This is a genomic window from Micromonospora palythoicola (assembly GCF_036689795.1).
GTDB classification, from domain to species: Bacteria; Actinomycetota; Actinomycetes; order Mycobacteriales; family Micromonosporaceae; genus Micromonospora; species Micromonospora palythoicola.
Genome location: NZ_JBAGKI010000006.1, coordinates 48055 through 62781 on the forward strand (window position 1 = coordinate 48055; position 14727 = coordinate 62781).

15 protein-coding genes are annotated in these 14727 nt (G+C 72.0%); 6 read left to right on the forward strand and 9 right to left on the reverse strand.

The genetic code is table 11. The features are described 5' to 3' along the window. Positions 1-3 precede the first annotated feature (3 nt). The 5 genes from V5O40_RS04305 to V5O40_RS04325 all read right to left on the reverse strand — a co-directional run bounded on the left by V5O40_RS04305 (position 4) and on the right by V5O40_RS04325 (position 5309). Entirely contained in the window at positions 4-963 is a 960-nt protein-coding gene (locus tag V5O40_RS04305) for a hypothetical protein (RefSeq protein ID WP_269740412.1), read from the reverse strand. A 10-nt stretch (positions 964-973) separates the two neighbouring features. Continuing rightward, positions 974-1948, reverse strand: coding sequence for a BUD32 family EKC/KEOPS complex subunit (locus V5O40_RS04310; protein WP_332904245.1), 975 nt, complete (start codon positions 1946-1948; stop codon positions 974-976). Then, complete coding sequence (locus V5O40_RS04315; protein ID WP_332904329.1) at positions 1945-2703, reverse strand: NUDIX hydrolase; 759 nt, start codon at positions 2701-2703, stop codon at positions 1945-1947. The genes V5O40_RS04310 and V5O40_RS04315 overlap by 4 nt, the downstream gene beginning before the upstream one ends. Positions 2704-2781: 78 nt before the next feature. Beyond that, positions 2782-3675 (reverse strand): MaoC/PaaZ C-terminal domain-containing protein, encoded by an 894-nt coding sequence (locus V5O40_RS04320; RefSeq protein ID WP_332904330.1) that lies wholly within the window; start codon positions 3673-3675, stop codon positions 2782-2784. A 260-nt stretch (positions 3676-3935) separates the two neighbouring features. Continuing rightward, entirely contained in the window at positions 3936-5309 is a 1374-nt protein-coding gene (locus tag V5O40_RS04325) for a 3-oxoacyl-ACP reductase (protein ID WP_332904246.1), read from the reverse strand. 54 nt (positions 5310-5363) lie between these two features. On the opposite strand from V5O40_RS04325, the gene V5O40_RS04330 reads away from it, so the two are divergent. Together V5O40_RS04330 and V5O40_RS04335 are read left to right on the forward strand one after the other, a co-directional pair. Then, on the forward strand, positions 5364-6656 hold the full coding sequence (locus tag V5O40_RS04330) for an acetyl-CoA C-acetyltransferase (protein ID WP_332904247.1): 1293 nt from the start codon (positions 5364-5366) through the stop codon (positions 6654-6656). 81 nt (positions 6657-6737) lie between these two features. Continuing rightward, complete coding sequence (locus V5O40_RS04335; protein WP_332904248.1) at positions 6738-6941, forward strand: NUDIX hydrolase; 204 nt, start codon at positions 6738-6740, stop codon at positions 6939-6941. Between the two features lie 20 nt (positions 6942-6961). Here V5O40_RS04335 and V5O40_RS04340 read toward each other — a convergent pair whose 3' ends face one another. Then, entirely contained in the window at positions 6962-7387 is a 426-nt protein-coding gene (locus V5O40_RS04340; RefSeq protein WP_332904249.1) for a PIN domain nuclease, read from the reverse strand. Then, the gene (locus V5O40_RS04345) at positions 7384-7593 is read right to left on the reverse strand and encodes a type II toxin-antitoxin system VapB family antitoxin (RefSeq protein ID WP_332904250.1); all 210 of its coding nucleotides are present in this window, start codon (positions 7591-7593) and stop codon (positions 7384-7386) included. The genes V5O40_RS04340 and V5O40_RS04345 overlap by 4 nt, the downstream gene beginning before the upstream one ends. Before the next feature lie 90 nt (positions 7594-7683). Between V5O40_RS04345 and purB the strand changes: the two genes are divergently transcribed. Next, a complete protein-coding gene (gene purB, locus V5O40_RS04350) occupies positions 7684-9108 on the forward strand; it encodes an adenylosuccinate lyase (protein WP_332904251.1) in 1425 nt (474 codons plus the stop codon). A 126-nt stretch (positions 9109-9234) separates the two neighbouring features. On the opposite strand, the gene V5O40_RS04355 is transcribed toward purB, so the two are convergent. After that, on the reverse strand, positions 9235-9798 hold the full coding sequence (locus tag V5O40_RS04355; protein WP_269740403.1) for a YbjQ family protein: 564 nt from the start codon (positions 9796-9798) through the stop codon (positions 9235-9237). 25 nt (positions 9799-9823) lie between these two features. Continuing rightward, positions 9824-10504: a S1 family peptidase gene (locus V5O40_RS04360; RefSeq protein ID WP_269740402.1), complete on the reverse strand. Its 681-nt coding sequence runs from the start codon at positions 10502-10504 to the stop codon at positions 9824-9826. Positions 10505-10897: 393 nt separating this feature from the next. Between V5O40_RS04360 and purS the strand changes: the two genes are divergently transcribed. The 3 genes from purS to purL all read left to right on the forward strand — a co-directional run bounded on the left by purS (position 10898) and on the right by purL (position 14725). Then, positions 10898-11161 carry a phosphoribosylformylglycinamidine synthase subunit PurS gene (gene purS, locus V5O40_RS04365; RefSeq protein ID WP_210830351.1) on the forward strand — a complete coding sequence of 88 codons (264 nt, stop codon included), beginning with the start codon at positions 10898-10900 and terminating at the stop codon, positions 11159-11161. Beyond that, positions 11158-11841, forward strand: coding sequence for a phosphoribosylformylglycinamidine synthase subunit PurQ (gene purQ / locus V5O40_RS04370; protein ID WP_332904252.1), 684 nt, complete (start codon positions 11158-11160; stop codon positions 11839-11841). Before purS ends, purQ begins: the two co-directional genes overlap by 4 nt. A 67-nt stretch (positions 11842-11908) precedes the next feature. After that, complete coding sequence (gene purL / locus V5O40_RS04375) at positions 11909-14725, forward strand: phosphoribosylformylglycinamidine synthase subunit PurL (protein WP_332904253.1); 2817 nt, start codon at positions 11909-11911, stop codon at positions 14723-14725. Positions 14726-14727 lie beyond the last annotated feature (2 nt).

A 14727-nucleotide genomic window follows, 5' to 3' on the forward strand; every position in this document is an offset into this window, starting at 1 on the left:
GGGTCACAGCCGGACCACTCCGCGACCGGTGGTCCGGCCGGTCGGCAGCTCCGACACCTCGGCCCGCGATCTTCCGCCCAACCGGGCGAGCGCCTTCGACACCGTGCCGGTGGCGGACGAGCCGGCCCGGTCCAGGTCCCGCAGACCCTGGTCGAGGTCGATCGCCTGCTCGCCGAGACCGACGGTGAGCGCGATGGTCTCGCAGACCGCGGCCAGGTCGTCCAGCTCCAGGGCCTGCTGGCCGAGCAGGTCGCGCCAGAAGTCGAGCACCCGGCGGTTGCCGGAGTAGTGGCTGCCGGCGGGCAGCAGGTAGTAGGTGTCCCAGCGGCGGGTGACCTCGTCGACGATCTGCCGCATCGGTACGTCCTCGCGCAGGTCGTCGCCGATGAGTCGGGCCACCTCGCCCGACTTCACCCGCGGGTACGCCAGTTCGTCGCCGATGACGAACAGGTAGCCGCGCCGGCCCCGCTTCTCCCAGCTGTCGGTGACCGTGTGCCGGGCCATGAAGTACAGCGCCAGCTCGTACGACTCCCGCATCTGGCCGCCACCGCCACCCTCCAGCACGATCCGGCCGAGGTCGTCGTCCATCCGGTTGTCGGACTCGAACTGCCCCACCTGCAACGGCACCCGGTCACAGGTGGCGTCGCCGATCGCGCCGAACATGATCTGTGGGTCACGGGCGTAGCCCTGGCGCAGCAGCAGCCCGAGCAACTGCGGCAGCTTGGCCTGGAGAACGCGGGGCACGTGCCCCATCGAGCCGGTCACGTCGAACAGGACCGCGACGGGGGTCGACCGCGGGTGTTCCGCGCTGTCCCGGCTCTCCCGGACCGCGCCGCGCGGGTCCAGCGCGGGGTGCACCACCCGGGCGCCGCTGTCGCTGTAGGAGAAGGCGCTGGTGCCGGTGGCCCGGCGGTAGCGGTCGGCGGCGTCGTACACATCGGTGGACCATGCTCCGCTGCCCATGGCAGCCTCCTTAGGGGTTGAGGGTGAAGGGACGGAAGGTGCGCGGCCCGTAGAGGCGGTGCAGCACCTCGTCGAGTTCGCCCAGCAGCAGCCAGGCGTCGTCGGGGCGGGCCCGCAGGAACCGTTGCCGGCAGCCCCGGGCGAAGTCGAGCAGCCGGCGTGGGGCGTCGCGGTTCAGCAGCCAGGTCATGCAGCGGGTGGCCATGAAGATGTCGGTGCCGGGCCCGCACGGGCCACGGTCGGGCACCTCGGGCGGGTACCAGGTGTCGTGGTCGGGCACCATCGCCGGCACCCGGCCGCCCGGCACGGTGGAGAAGCACCAGTCGACCAGCACCAGGCCGTGGGCGGCGGGGTCGATCAGCACGTGTGACGGCAGCACCGCACCGTGCACCAGACCCGCGCGGTGGGCCAGGCCGAGGGCGACCAGGAGCCGCCGCCACATCCACGCCACGTCCCGGCCGTCCAGCCCGTCCGGATAGGCACGCCGCACCTCGACCAGGCTGTGCAGCCCGGGCGCGGTGCCGAGCACGGTGATCCGGCGTTCCGCACCGGTGTCGGCGTCGCGGTGGGTGAAGCTGTCGACCAGCCGGGGGACGTACGGCAGCCAGCGCGGGTCACCCCGTTCGGCGAGCGTGCGCAGGGCGCGTTGCTCGCGCACCATCAGGTCGTTGTCGGCCGCGTCGCGCGGCAACTTGAGCAGCCGGTCCGCACCGACGTCGTACAGGTCGGCCAGGTCGCCGGAGTACGCCGGCCGCCCGCACCGGTAACCGTGCAACACGGTGGCCCGCCGGGCCCGCCAGCGGCTGGTGACCCGGAGAAAGGCGGCGGTGGCAGCGGCCCGGATCCCCGGTCCGGCCCAGCCGAGCCGGTCCGGGTGCAGGGCACCCACGAGTTCCCGGTAGCGCCGCTCCGGCGCGTCGCCACCGAACAGTTCGTCGTCGTCACGGGCGGTGGTCACCAGGCGGATCGCCTCGTCGGTGGTCACCGCACCGTCTCCTCGCGCGCCGGGCGCAGCAGCGCCGGGTGCAGCAGCCGGGCGTCGCCGGCCCGGTAGAGCCGGGCCCGCGGGCCGCCCCGGGTGCCGCCGCGTTCGGTGCTGGCGCCGGTGCTCTCCACGAAGCCCGGCACCGACAGCACCTTGCGGTGGAAGTTGCCGGCGTGCAGCTGGTGCCCCCAGACCGTCTCGTAGACGGCCCGCAGCTCCCCGATGGTGAACTCGGGTGCGAGGAAGCGGGTGGCCAGCGGCGTGTATTCCAGTTTGGCGCGCGCCCGCTCCAGCCCGTCGGCGACGATCTGGCCGTGGTCGAAGGCGAGCTGCCGGTTGGTCAGCTCGGCGACCGGCACCCAGACCGCCTCGTCGGCGTCGGTGCCGGCCGTCGCGTCCGGCAGGTCGGGCGCGAAGGCGAGATGGGCGATCGAGACGATCCGCATCCGGGGGTCGCGGTCGGGCGCGCCGTAGGAGGCCAACTGCTCGACGTGGACGCGGCGGAGGGGTTCCCCGTCGAGACCGGTCTCCTCGGCCAGCTCCCGCCGGGCGGCGGCCACCAGGTCCTCGTCCGGCCGGACGAAACCGCCGGGAAGGGCCCAGAGGCCGGCGTGCGGCTGCTCGCCCCGGCGAATCAGCAGCAGGTGCAGAGCGCCGTCGCGGATGGTCAGGGCGACGATGTCGACGGTGACCGCGACCGCCGGGTAGGCGTGCGGGTCGTAGGCGGCGAGGAAATCCTGCTCGTTCACGCTCAGTCACTCTCAATCAGAGAACATCTCGACTTGAGAAGAACCTAGCGGAAAAAGCGGGGCCGGGCAAGTGCCCGGCCCCGCTCAGCGGATGGTGCCCACCAGGTGTGGGCGACCCCGTCGGTCGTGCAGGCTGAAATCCCAGCCCGAATCGAGCGGGGTGGCGCTGAAGGCCACCGCGCCGGGCAGCGGCACCGGCAGCTTGAACGCCACATCCACCGTGTACGCGTCGGGCAGCCGGCTCTCCAGTGCCGCGAGACACCGGGCCTTGCTCCACATGCCGTGCGCGATCGGCCGGGGGAAGCCGAGCAGTCGCGCGCCAAGCCGCGAGGTGTGGATCGGGTTGTGGTCGCCGGAGACCCGCGCGTAGTCCGTACCCACCCGGAGCGTGACAGGCCAGCGGGCGGTGACGGCCGGCGGTGGGGGCCGCTCACCGTGGTCGCGCCGCTCACCGCCGTCCGGGGTGCGCTGCCGGCCGAGGTACGTCGAGACGCCGCGCCACACCTCCTCGCCACCGACCGACCCGACGAGTACGACGTCCACCTGCCGCCCCCGGTCGTGCGGACGCAGATTCTCCGCCCAGGTGGTGAAGTCCAGTCGGTCGGTGACGGTGACCGGTCGGCGCACCGTGATCCGGTTACCGACGTGCACCACTGCGGTCAGCGGGATCGGGAACTCCGGCGCGGTGATCAGACGCAGCGCCAGCGGAAAGCCCATGACGTGCGGAAAGGTCGCGGGCAGCCGGTCGGCGAGGCGGAACCCGCAGACCCGGTCGTAGTCGGCCAGCCGCTCCGGATCCACCGGCACGCCACTCACCGCCAGTTCCACCGCCGGCACCGTCTCACCGCGCCGCCCACCCAGCCCTGGCACCGCGTTCAGCAACGCCCGCCGGTACAACGGCCCGGCCGCCGGCAACCGGGGCAACTCCACCCGGGCCCGCGCCGCCGGATCCCCGCTCGCCGGCAGGCCGGTCGGCACGCCGCCGCTGGTACCGGTCCGGCGCGCGCCGGCGGACGTCGACGCCGCCGGATCCGCCGTAGGTGAGACGGTCGGTGCGTCGCCACCGCCGGCCGGAGCGTGCCCGGACAGGTCGCGGGTCTTCTCCAGGTCCGCGTCGCCGGCCGGTGCGGCGAGGGCGGCGGCCCGGATCTGCGGGGTCAGGATCTCGGTCGGCCCGTCGATCAGTTCGCCGACCGACAGGTCGTCGGCCGGCTCGTCGCCGCGTCTACGCCTGGCCATCACGCCCCCAGCAGGCTCTGGCCGCAGACCCGGACCACGTTGCCGCTGACCGCGCCGGAGGCCGGCCAGGCGAGCCAGCCGATGGTCTCGGCGACGTCCACCGGCAACCCGCCCTGCGAGAGGCTGTTCATCCGGCGGCCGGCCTCCCGCAGCACCAGCGGGATCCGGGCGGTCAGCCGGGTCTCGATGAATCCGGGGGCGACCGCGTTGACGCTGATCTGCCGCTCGCGCAACGCCGGGGCGAGCGAGTCGACCAGCCCGACGACCCCGGCCTTGCTGGTGGCGTAGTTGGTCTGGCCCCGGTTGCCGGCGATCCCGGCGATCGAGGAGACACCGATGATCCGCCCGCCGGCCGGGATCAACCCGCGCTCCAGCAGCAGGTCGTTGATCCGCTCCTGGCTGGACAGGTTGACGTCGATGACCTGGTCCCACCGGTCGGCGTCCATCCGGCCGAGGGTCTTGTCCCGGGTGATGCCGGCGTTGTGCACCACCACGTCCACCCGGCCGTGCCGGTTGGCCAGGTGCTCGGCGAGCCGAACCGGTGCGTCGGCGGCGGTCAGGTCGAGCTGCACCGCACTGCCGCCGATCTCGTTGGCCACCGCGGCCAACTCGTCCCCGGCGGCCGGGATGTCCAGTGCCACCACGGTCGCCCCGTCGCGGGCCAGCACCCGGGCCAGCGCCGCACCGATGCCTCGGGCCGCACCGGTGACCAGCACCACCTGCCCGTCGAGTGGGCGGTCCCAGTCGGCCGGAGCGGTTGCCTGGCCCGCGCCGACCCGGATCACCTGTCCCGACACGTACGCGGAACGGCCCGACAGCAGGAACCGCAGGGTTCCCTCCAGGCTGGTCCAGGTCCCCTCGTCGGCGTTCCGCGTGACGTACACCAGCTGTGCGGTGATGCCCCGGCCGAACTCCTTGCCGATGCTGCGGGTCAACCCCTCCAGTGCCCGTTGGGCGGTCGCCTCGCGGGGCGTGCCGCACTCGGCCGGCGGGGTGCCCAGCACGATCACCCGCCCGCTGGGCTGCACCGCCCGGGCCTGCGGGTGGAAGAAGTCGTAGAGCTGGCGCAGCTGGGACGAGTCGGTGATGCCGGTAGCGTCGAAGACGAGAGCGGCACTTTCCGGCGTACGACCGGTTGCCGGATCGGGCACGGCGGTGGCCGGGTCACGCAGCGCGAGCCCGGCGGCGGCCAGGGCCTTGCCGACCGGTTCGGCGAGCCGCCCGCCGGTGGCCGCACCGAGCAGGACCAGCCCGGGCAGAATCGGCTCGCCGGGTGCGTGCCGGCGCAGTCGCGGCGGATCGGGCAGCCCGAGGCGCTTGACCAGCGCCCGCCCGGCCCCCGACTGGACGAAGCTCGCATACCTGTCGGTCATAGGCGTAGCCTACTGGTGAGTAGGGTGTGGGCAACACTTTCGAGGAGGCGGATCGTGCAGAACGTTCGACGGGTCGCGGTCATCGGCGGCAACCGGATCCCCTTCGCCCGCTCCAACTCGCGCTACGCCAGCGCCTCCAACGCGGACATGCTCGGCGCCGCGCTGGACGGGCTGATCGCCCGGTTCGGTCTCGCCGGGCAGCGGGTCGGAGAGGTCGTCGCCGGTGCGGTGCTCAAGCACTCGAAGGACTTCAACCTCACCCGCGAGGTGGTGCTCGGCTCGAAGCTCGACCCGCGCACCCCGGCGTACGACATCCAGCAGGCCTGCGGCACCGGCCTGGAGGCCGTCATCCTGGTCGCCAACAAGATCGCCCTCGGTCAGCTCGACGTCGGCATCGCCGGTGGCGTCGACACCACCTCCGACGCTCCGCTCGCCGTCAACGAGGACATGCGTCGCACCCTGCTCAAGCTCAACTCCGCCCGCACCCTCGGCGAGCGGCTGCGGATCGCCGCGAAGCTGCGCCCGGCCCAGCCGTTCAAGCCGGAGATCCCCCGCAACGCCGAGCCGCGTACCGGCCTGTCCATGGGCGAGCACGCCGCGCAGACCGCGCTGCGCTGGAACGTCGACCGGCAGGCGCAGGACGAGTTGGCGCTGCGGTCGCACCAGCGGCTGGCCGCCGCGTACGACAGGGGCTTCTTCGACGACCTGATGACCCCCTACCTGGGGCTGACCCGCGATGCGAACCTGCGCCCGGACACCACCCTGGAGAAGCTGGGCACGTTGCGGCCGGTCTTCGGCGCCAAGGGGCCGGACGCCGAACGGGCCACCATGACCGCCGGCAACTCGTCGCCGCTGACCGACGGCGCCTCCACCGTGCTGCTTGCCAGTGAGGACTGGGCGCGCGAGCACAACCTGCCGGTGCTGGCCTGGTTCTCCTGGTCCGAGACGGGTGCGGTGGACTTCGTGCACGGCAAGGAGGGACTGCTGATGGCGCCCGCGTACGCGGTGCCCCGGCTGCTCGACCGGGCCGGGCTCACCCTCCAGGACTTCGACTACTACGAGATCCACGAGGCGTTCGCCTCGCAGGTGCTGGCGACCCTGGCGGCCTGGGAGTCGCCGGAGTTCTGCAAGGACCGGCTCGGCCTGGACGCCCCGCTCGGTGCCATCGACACCGACAAGCTCAACGTCAACGGCTCGTCGCTGGCGGCCGGTCACCCGTTCGCCGCCACCGGCGGCCGGATCGTGGCCACCCTGGCCAAACTGCTCGCCGAGAAGGGCACCGGACGCGGCCTGATCTCCATCTGCGCCGCCGGCGGTCAGGGCGTCACCGCCATCCTGGAACGCTGACTCACCGGACGCCGGTCCGTCTGCTCCGGATCGGCCGTCCCGCCGCTGGGTGGTGGGACGGGCGTCGGTGCTCGCCCGCCCATGGACCCTGCGGACCGCGAGTACTTTCACCTGTTCTTCTCGGTGGCCCGCTGGCGCGGTGAGCCGTTCATCGCAGAGCCCGACAAGTGCAGCGAACTCTGTTGGGTGCAGGCTTCGGCGCTGCCGCCCGACCTGGTCGACTACGTCGGCGATGCCTTGGCGGCCATCACGCGCGAGGAGCCGTTGGCTCTCCGCGGATGGTGACCTGAACAAAGATCGGCGGACTACTTGATGCTGCCGGCGGGGGCCAACCATCGCATCGGCTGGCCGGTCACGTTCGCGATCTGGTCGAAGTCGCGGTCGTAGTGCAGCAGGGACAGCCCATGATATTCGGCGGTCGCGGCGATCAGCAGGTCGACTGCTCCGGCTGAGCGGTGGGTGCCCCGGTCGGTCAACTCGCTCTGGATCTCGGCCGCCCGTTCGTAGCCCCGTTCCGACACCGGCACCCAACCGAACACGGTACGGAGCAGCTCCGTCAGTCGGGCGCGGTCGCTGGCCGAGCGGGCGGAGTAGAGGAATTCCAACTCGACCAGCGGGCAGACGGCGAGCAGGCCGGCGACGAGTGGCTGCTCCCAGCGATCCCGTACGGCCGGATCCCGCAGCAGCCGGACGAGCGCGCTGGTGTCGACGAGATATTCGGCGTAGCTCATGGCCGGTAGGTCGTCTTCTCCAACAGCTCGTCGAAATCGCCCGCCTCGGCCCGGTCGCTCAGCTCGGCGAGCGCCCGGGCGCGGCGCAACCGCGCGGCCGCTTCCCGAAGGGCGACGTTGACGGTGTCCTTCTTGGTCTTGGTGCCGAACGCGGCGGCGGCGTCGGCCAGCGCCTCGTCGTCGACGTCCACCAGGATCTTGGTCATCGAGCGCCCCCCTATATACGACTTGCGGAGCAAGTATATCCGGCTGGACCCGCTCGGGTAGCTGAGCCGCGATGACGCGAGAATGGCGGGGTGACGACGATCCCTAACGTGCTTGCCAACCGGTACGCCTCGCCCGAGCTGGTCACCCTCTGGTCGCCGGAGGAGAAGATCCGGCTGGAACGACGGCTCTGGCTCGCCGTGCTCCGGGCGCAGCGGGAGCTGGGCGTGCCGGTGCCGGACGGGGTGGTCGAGGCGTACGAGCGGGTGCTCGACGACGTCGACCTGGCCTCGATCGCGGCACGGGAGCGGGTCACCCGGCACGACGTGAAGGCCCGGATCGAGGAGTTCAGCGCGCTCGCCGGGCACGAGCACGTGCACAAGGGGATGACCTCCCGGGACCTCACCGAGAACGTCGAGCAGCTCCAGGTGCGCCGCTCGCTGGAGCTGATCCGGGATCGGGTGGTGGCGACGCTGGCCCGGTTGGCCTGGCACGCCCACGAGTACGCCGACGTGGTGATGGCGGGGCGCTCGCACAACGTGGCGGCGCAGGCCACCACGCTGGGCAAGCGCTTCGCGTCGGCCGCCGAGGAGCTGATCATCGCGTACGAGCGGCTGGAGGACCTGATCGTCCGGTACCCGTTGCGGGGAATCAAGGGGCCGGTGGGCACCGCCGCCGACCAGCTCGATCTCTTCGACGGCGACGCGGCGAAGGTGGCCGAGCTGGAGCACCGGGTCGCCGAGCACCTCGGCTTCAGTCGGGTGCTGGGCAGCGTCGGGCAGGTCTACCCGCGTTCGCTCGACTTCGACGTGCTCTCCGCGCTGGCTCAGGTGGCGGCGGCACCGTCGTCGCTGGCCACCACGATCCGGTTGATGGTCGGTCAGGAGCTGGCCACCGAGGGCTTCAAGCCCGGCCAGGTCGGTTCCAGCGCGATGCCGCACAAGATGAACACCCGCTCGTCGGAGCGGGTCAACGGCTTCGCGGTGATCATCCGGGGCTACCTGTCGATGGTCGGCGAGCTGGCCGGTGACCAGTGGAACGAGGGTGACGTCTCCTGCTCGGTGGTGCGCCGGGTGGCCCTGCCGGACGCCTTCTTCGCCGCCGACGGGCTGTTCCAGACGTTCCTGACCGTGCTCGACGAGTTCGGCGCGTACCCGGCGGTGATCAACCGGGAGCTGGAGCGGTTCCTGCCGTTCCTGGCCACCACGAAGATCCTGGTGGCCGCGGTGCGCCGGGGCGTCGGCCGGGAGACCGCCCACGAGGCGATCAAGGAGCATGCCGTCGCGGTCGCCCTGGCCATGCGCGAGCAGGGCACCCCCGACAACGACCTCTTCGACCGCCTGGCCGCCGACCCTCGCCTGGGCCTGTCCCGCCCCGAGATCGACGCCCTGGTGGCCGACCGCGCCGCCTTCGTAGGCGCCACCCCCACCCAGATCCAGGCGGTCACCGCACGAATCACCAAGATCGTCCAATCCCACCCCCACGCCGCCACCTACTCCCCACCCCCCATCCTCTGACCCCCGCCCCAGCGCCGCTGACGGCGTCGATCAAGAAGTTCTGGTCAGGATCCGGTCGACTCTCGACCAGAACTTCTTGATCGACGGGCACGGTGCGGGGTGGGTGGGGTGGGGGGTGGGGTGGGGTTAGTCGCGGGTGGGGGTTTCGGGGGCGGTGCCGAGGGTGGGGGCGCTGGGGGGCTCGGCGATCTTGCCGGGTTCCTCGGCGAAGGCTGGTTCCTGGGCCGTCTCGGCAGCCACCAGGGGCTGGTCGGGGGGCATCACGTCGGGGACCTTGGGCACCACGATGACGGCGGTGCCGTAGGCGCAGATCTCCATCCACATCTCGCCGCAGTCGCGACTGTCGAACCGCATCCCCACCACCGCGTTCGCGCCGAGCCGCCGGGCCTCCTCGCCGAGGCGGGCCACCGAGTCGGTACGCCAGCGGGTGAGGTTGTCCGGCGCCATCGGGTCGTACGCGCCACCGCGCAGGTTCTTCACCCCTTCGCGGTACGGGTTACGGGTCCTGGCCATGGAGGAGACCACCTCGCCGAGGATCTGGCGGATCTCGTAGCCGGGAAGTTGATCCGTCGTCACGACCAGCACGATTCCGATGCTGGCAGGCCCGGGTGCGGCACATCGTGAGCCTTGTTCACCTGCTCGGATGCTGAAAAACCGCGCGGCGCGGACGGCGGGCGCAGGGCCCACCATCCGCGCCGCCACGGGCGCTAACGCGTCAGACGCCGGAAACGGACCGGATCCAGGCACGGTTGTACGCGACGCTGCCGTAGTTCTGGATGCTCTGGCCGTCGGCGGTGGAGGCCACGCCGACCTGCTGGCCGTTGTAGAACTGCGGTCCGCCCGAGTCGCCACGCCAGGCGTTGCCGTTGATCCGGGTGCTCCGGATCGCCTGCCCGCCGTACGCGTCACTCACGTTCGTGCTGGTGACCCGGACGCTCGCGGTCTTGAGCTGGCTCGACGCCGAGCAGCCGCTGTAGCAGGTCATGCCCCAGCCGTAGATCGAGTTGGTCGAGTTGACCGGCGGGTTGCTGGAGGCCAGCGTGACGTAGCTGGTGCTCACCGAGCTGGACAGGCGCATCAGGGCCAGGTCGTACCGGCCGTAGGTGGCGCTGACCGTGCGGGTGACACCACCGGAGGAGCGGTAGACGCTGCCCACCCGGACCGACATCGAGCCGCCGAGGCAGTGCCGTGCGGTGAGGACCCACTGCGGGGCGATGATCGTGCCGGAGCAGGTGAACGAGCCGTTGCTGAAGACCGCGGCGGCCCACGGCGCCGAGGAGACGGTGCCGCCACCGATGATGAGGGGAGCGACGGGTGAGGCGACGGCGCCTGAACTGGCGCCCATCACCGCGGCCATGGCGGTGGCGAGGACCGCGAGCAGGGATCGGATGCGCATGGGACTCCTTCGGGGTTCCCAGGACCCGGGTTCACCGGGCCGGCCTGCGGTGACGGACGGGGGTGAGCCGCCACCGCGACGTCTTTACATCGACGTCTGACGATGTACCGTAGGGCCCGGTGAGGTGTTTCACAAGAGGTTCATTGAAACAAGGTGATGTAACAGCTCGATTTCCCGGCGCCAGGCCACCCGCGACCGGCCGAGGGCTGGCAACGAAGCCGTATCGGGATCGCAACGAACCCGTATCGGTCCCGATCGGTCCGTGCGGGTGGGGTCGAGCGGCGCTCCAGCGGCGTCCGGCCGGTGCGTCCGGCGCGGTATCTGCCAGGTAGGCTGGCTGCGCTCGCCCGTTGTGGGTCGGCACCCAACTGCGTACACAGTCAGGAGTGCCCAGTGCCTCGCGTCGTCGTCGACGTCATGCTCAAGCCCGAGATCCTCGATCCTCAGGGCCAGGCCGTCGCAAACGCGCTGCCCCGGCTCGGCGTCAACGACGTCGCCTCGGTACGGATCGGCAGGCGGATCGAGATCGACTTTACCGGTGAACCGGACCTGGACCGGGCCCGGGAGATCGCCGACAAGCTGCTCGCCAACCCGGTCATCGAGGACTTCACGGTCCGCCTGGTCGAGACCGACGAGCCTGCGGAAGCCCGGCCGTGACCGCCCGGGTCGGTGTGGTGACGTTCCCCGGCTCGCTCGACGACGGGGACGCCGCCCGGGCGGTACGGATCGCCGGCGCCGAACCGGTCCGTCTCTGGCACGGCGAGGCGGAGCTGCACGGGGTGGACGCGGTCGTCCTGCCGGGCGGCTTCTCCTACGGTGACTACCTGCGCTGCGGCGCCATCGCCCGGTTCGCGCCGGTGATGGAGAAGATCATCGACGCCGCCGGCGGTGGCCTGCCCGTGCTGGGCATCTGCAACGGCTTCCAGATCCTCTGCGAGGCGCACCTGCTGCCCGGGGCGCTCACCCGCAACCAGCACCTGCACTTCCGCAACCGCGACCAGATCCTGCGCATCGAGGCGACCGCCACCGCCTGGACGAACACGTTCCAGCCGGGCCAGGAGGTGTTGATCCCGGTCAAGAACGGCGAGGGTTGCTACGTCGCCGATCCGGCGACGTTGGACCAGCTGGAGGCCGAGGGCCGGGTCGTCGCCCGTTACGTCGCAGGCAACCCCAACGGATCGCAGCGCGACATCGCCGCGATCACCAACCAGGCCGGCAACGTGGTCGGCATCATGCCGCATCCCGAGCACGCGGTGGAGGCGCTCACCGGCCCCTCCCTCGACGGTCTCGGCTTCTTCACCTCGGTGCTCAAGCACCTGGTGGGGGCGCCGGCGTGACCGTGCGCGGCGGGATCATCGGTCGGCTCACCCGCCCGTCGGGCGGCGAGCGCAACAAGGAGACGTCATGACCACGCACCCGGACCCGGTGCGGGAGAACCCGGAGGCGGTGCCGGCACAGCCGGCCGCTCCGGCCCGGCACGCCGCCGTCCCGGCGGCCACCGACTGGGCCGACGGAGTGGACACCGTGCCGCGCGCCGCGGGCACCCCGGAGGAGCTTCAGCCGTACGCCGAGCTGGGGCTCGCCGACGACGAGTACGACCGCATCCGGCACATCCTGGGTCGCCGGCCGACCCAGTCCGAGCTGGCGATGTACTCGATCATGTGGAGCGAGCACTGCTCCTACAAGTCCAGCAAGGTGCATCTGCGGCAGTTCGGCGAGAAGGCCCCGCCGAGCGACCGGATGCTCGCCGGCATCGGGGAGAACGCCGGGGTCGTGCGGATCTCCGACGAACTCGCGGTGACCTTCAAGGTCGAGTCGCACAACCACCCGAGCTTCGTCGAGCCGTACCAGGGCGCGGCGACCGGTGTCGGCGGCATCGTCCGCGACATCCTGGCGATGGGTGCCCGTCCGGTGGCGGTGATGGACCCGCTGCGCTTCGGCGCCGCGGACCACCCGGACACCGCCCGGGTGCTCCCCGGCGTGGTCGCCGGTGTCGGCGGCTACGGCAACTGCCTCGGTCTGCCCAACATCGGTGGCGAGGTGGTCTTCGACCCCTGCTACCAGGGCAACCCCCTGGTCAACGCGCTCTGCCTGGGTGTGCTGCCGGTCGACCGGCTGCAGAAGAAGGAAGCCACCGGCCCCGGCAACGTGGTGGTGCTGATGGGCGCCAAGACCGGCCGGGACGGCATCGGCGGCGTCTCGGTGCTGGCCAGCGCCACCTTCACCGAAGGCAGCGAGCAGCGTCGCCCGTCCGTGCAGGTGGGCGACCCGTTCATGGAGAAGCTGCTGATCGAGGCGTGCCTGGAGCTGTACGACGCCGAACTGGTCGTCGGCATCCAGGACCTCGGCGGTGCCGGTCTGACCTGCGCCCTGACCGAGACGGCCGCCTCCGCCGGCACCGGCATGCGGGTGTGGCTGGAGCGGGTGCCGCTGCGTGAGCCCTCGATGGAGCCGCACGAGATCCTGGCCAGCGAGTCCCAGGAGCGGATGCTGCTGGTCGTCGCGCCGGAGAAGCTGGAGGCGGTGCTCAAGACCGCCGAGAAGTGGGGTGTCTGGGCCACCGCGATCGGCGAGGTCACCGCCCCCGAGCCGGACGGTTCGCCGGGCCGGCTGCACATCACCTGGCGGGACCACCTGGTGGTGGACGTGCCGCCGGGCTCGCTCGTGGACGACGGGCCGGTCTACGCCCGGCCGATGCGCGAGCCGGCGGACCTGATCCTGCTCCAGGCCGACCGGGCCGAGACGCTGCCCCGGCCGGGCGACCCGGACACGCTGCGCGAGACCGTGCTGCGGATGATCGCCTCGCCCAACCTCTGCGACAAGACCTGGGTCACCGAGCAGTACGACCGCTACGTGCTGGGCAACACCGTGCTCGCCCAGCCGGAGGACTCGGGTGTGATCCGCATCGACGAGCGCACCGGGCTGGGCGTGGCGCTGTCCGTGGACGGCAACGGCCGGTACGCCCGGCTCGACCCGTACCAGGGTGCCAAGTTGGCGTTGGCCGAGGCGTACCGGAACGTGGCGGTGACCGGCGCGACGCCGATCGCGGTCACCGACTGCCTGAACTTCGGCTCGCCCGAGGACCCGGGCGTGATGTGGCAGTTCGCCGAGGCCGTCCGCGGCCTTGCCGACGGCTGCGCCGAGCTGGGCATCCCGGTGACCGGCGGCAACGTCAGCTTCTACAACCAGACCGGGGCGGCGGCCATCCACCCGACGCCGGTCGTCGGCGTGCTCGGGGTGCTGGAGAACGTGGCCGACCGGGTGGCGTCGGGCTTCGTCCCGCGCGCCGGTGCCGACCACGACCAGCTCTTCCTGCTCGGCGAGACGCACGTGGAACTCTCCGGCTCGGAGTGGGCCTGGGTCGCCCACCAGCACCTCGGCGGCGTACCCCCGCACGTCGACCTGGCCCGCGAGAAGCAGCTCGCCGGCCTGCTGGCCGACGCGGCCCGGGTCGGGCACCTCAGCTCCGCGCACGACCTCTCCGACGGTGGTCTCGCGCAGAGCCTGACCGAGTCCTGCCTGCGCCACGGCGTCGGGGCCCGGATCGCGGTGCCGGAGCGTTTCGAGGGCGCCTCGATGCCGTTCGTCTTCCTGTTCAGCGAGTCGGCCGGCCGGGTGCTCGTCTCGGTGCCGCGCGGTCACGAGAAGGCGTTCACCGCGCTCTGCGGTGAGCACGGCGTGCCGTGGGAGCTGATCGGTGTCACCGACCCGACGGCCAACGCGCTGGAGGTGCACGGCCAGTTCCGGATCAGCCTGGACGAGCTGCGCGAGGCGTACACCGGCACCCTGCCGGCGCTGTTCGGCGGCGTGCAGCCGTTCGAGGTGACCGCACCGGCAGTCGCCGAGGTCGTCATCGACGCGCCGGCCGACGGGGTCGACCAGGACGCGGCGGCGCAGGCCGAAGCACCCGGTGCGACGACCGCTGTCGAGCCGGCCTCGGGGCAGGCCACCAGCCGGCAGCAGGCCGAGCAGATCGACGGCGAGGTTCAGTCCGCACCGCCGTCGGCCGAGGTCGCGCCGTCGGTGGACCAGACCGAGGAGGCGGCCGACCGGCCGGCGGAGCGGGCCACCCCGCCGGTGCGTACCGGTCGCGTCGCGGCAACCCCGCCGTCGGCCGAGGCCACCGGTCCGGCTGACTCGGCGGGCAGCCACGAGGCATCCGGGGCGGACGCTCCGCAGCACGGTGACACCGAGCAGCCCCCCGCGCCCGACGAGCGCTGAGG

Bases quoted from the DNA above. Each gene is read 5' to 3' on its own strand.
- V5O40_RS04355 (WP_269740403.1), bottom strand. From the start codon at position 9,798: ATGGTGGGCCCTGCGCCCGCCGTCCGCGCCGCGCGGTTTTTCAGCATC.
- V5O40_RS04305 (WP_269740412.1), bottom strand. From the start codon at position 963: ATGGGCAGCGGAGCATGGTCCACCGATGTGTACGACGCCGCCGACCGC.
- V5O40_RS04335 (WP_332904248.1), top strand. From the start codon at position 6,738: ATGGACCCTGCGGACCGCGAGTACTTTCACCTGTTCTTCTCGGTGGCC.
- V5O40_RS04360 (WP_269740402.1), bottom strand. From the start codon at position 10,504: ATGCGCATCCGATCCCTGCTCGCGGTCCTCGCCACCGCCATGGCCGCG.
- V5O40_RS04345 (WP_332904250.1), bottom strand. From the start codon at position 7,593: ATGACCAAGATCCTGGTGGACGTCGACGACGAGGCGCTGGCCGACGCC.
- V5O40_RS04340 (WP_332904249.1), bottom strand. From the start codon at position 7,387: ATGAGCTACGCCGAATATCTCGTCGACACCAGCGCGCTCGTCCGGCTG.
- V5O40_RS04325 (WP_332904246.1), bottom strand. From the start codon at position 5,309: ATGACCGACAGGTATGCGAGCTTCGTCCAGTCGGGGGCCGGGCGGGCG.
- purL (WP_332904253.1), top strand. From the start codon at position 11,909: ATGACCACGCACCCGGACCCGGTGCGGGAGAACCCGGAGGCGGTGCCG.